Origin of the sequence: Paractinoplanes rhizophilus, assembly GCF_042664765.1 — a bacterium.
GTDB classification, from domain to species: Bacteria; Actinomycetota; Actinomycetes; order Mycobacteriales; family Micromonosporaceae; genus Actinoplanes; species Actinoplanes rhizophilus.
The window spans coordinates 1-1,721 of the sequence record NZ_JBHTBJ010000099.1 but is presented as its reverse complement, the minus strand read 5'-3'; the positions used below and the strand labels follow the sequence as shown (position 1 = coordinate 1,721).

Annotated in this window: 1 protein-coding gene; it reads left to right on the top strand. The window is 68.5% G+C overall.

The genetic code is table 11. The features are described from left to right. Positions 1 to 120 precede the first annotated feature (120 nt). A complete protein-coding gene (locus ACFQS1_RS40345) occupies positions 121 to 1,563 on the top strand; it encodes an IS1380 family transposase (protein ID WP_378978336.1) in 1,443 nt (480 codons plus the stop codon). Positions 1,564 to 1,721 lie beyond the last annotated feature (158 nt).

Here is a 1,721-nt window from a genome sequence, read left to right as displayed (position 1 = left end):
TGGCCTCACCCGATCAGAGGGAATTGCGTTCATCGAGGCCGGTAAGGGAAAGGCGCACCTGACCTGCAAGGATGTGACTGACTAGATCATATCCACAATAGAATCAGGTGCACCTTTCCGGTGAGCAAGGGTACGGGATGGGCTGCGCGGTTGCAGGTCGCCGTGGGTGGTAAGGGCCTTGTCGGTCACGCGGGTGCGGTCCTGCTGCGGCAGTGCGCGGACCGGACCGGTCTGACCGGCGCATTGAATGCGGTGCTACCGCAGGGCGCGGGGCCGGGATGGTGGGACCGGGGCACGGTCCTGGTCTGTCTGGCGACCGCGATCGTGCTCGGCGCCACCAGCATGTCCGACATCGCTCTGTTGACGCATCAGGCCCTCGTCTTCGCGGATCCGCCGTCGGTCGCGACCGTCCGCCGCGCCTTGGACGAGTTGGACGAGACGGCGCTGCACCGGATCGGCAAAGCCCGGGCGCGGGTCCGGGCCCGGGTGTGGGACCTGCTCGCCGCCCGGCCACAGGGATTTCCCTGGCTGACGGTGGCCGGGAAGGTGTTGACCGGGTGGGTGGTCATCGATCTGGACGCCACCCTGATCACCGCCCACTCGGACAAGCAGGGCGCGGCGGCCACGTTCAAGAAGGGCTACGGGTTCCACCCCCTTGGTGCGTGGTGTTCGAACACGGCGGAAAGCCTGGCGATGCTGCTGCGGCCGGGTAGTGCCGGCTCGAACACGGTCACCGACCATATCCGGGTCCTCGGCGATGCGATCGCCCAGCTCCCGGCCGCCTACCGCCGCAAGATCCTGATCCGGGTCGACGGTGCCGGCGCCACTCACGACCTGCTCAAGCACATCGTGCAGATGAACCGGGCCTGGCGCAGCGTGAAGTTCACCGTCGGCTGGACGATCACCGACGCCGACGAGGCCGCCATCGACCTGCTACCCGCCGATGCCTGGATCGACAGCCTCGACCCCGGCGGCGCCGCCGTCAGCACGGCCCACGTGGCCGAGTTGACCGGCCTCAACCAGCGGGTGCAGGCGTGGGTCAAAGGACTACGCCTGATCGTGCGGCGCACCCGGCCATCGGCCCGGCACGCGAAGAACCTGACCGACCTGGAGAAACGTACCGGCTGGCGCTACCAGGTCGTCGCGACCAACATCGGTCGTATCGCCGGGCTGCCCGGCTCGCACCAGCCGCAATGGCTCGACCTCCTGCACAGAAGCCACGCCACGGTGGAGGACCGGGTGCGCACGAACAAGGCCATGGGCCTGCGCAACCTGCCCTCGAAATCCTGGACCGTCAACCAGGGCTGGGTCCTGGCCGCCAACCTCGCCGCGGACATCAGCGCCTGGACCCGGCTGCTCGGCCTGCACGACCAACCCGAGCTCGCCGACGCCGAACCCGACACCCTGCGCTACCGGATCCTGCACCTACCCGCGAAACTCGCCACCCACGCCCGCCGCAAGATCCTTTCCGTCCCCGACAGCTGGCCCTGGGCGGACGCGTTCGCCCTCTGCTGGCAACGCCTCACCACGCTGCCCCAGACCACCACGCCCCTGACCACTTGACCCGGATCCACCGCCCCTACCAGCAGGAAAACCCAACCCCCGGCCCGGAGAGCCGGCGCGTCCGCAGCGACACGCGGCACACCGACACCCAACCCGAGCGGACAAAACGGTCAGCCGAAACGGACTACGAGGGAGCGAAACCCTCTGATGGATCGAGG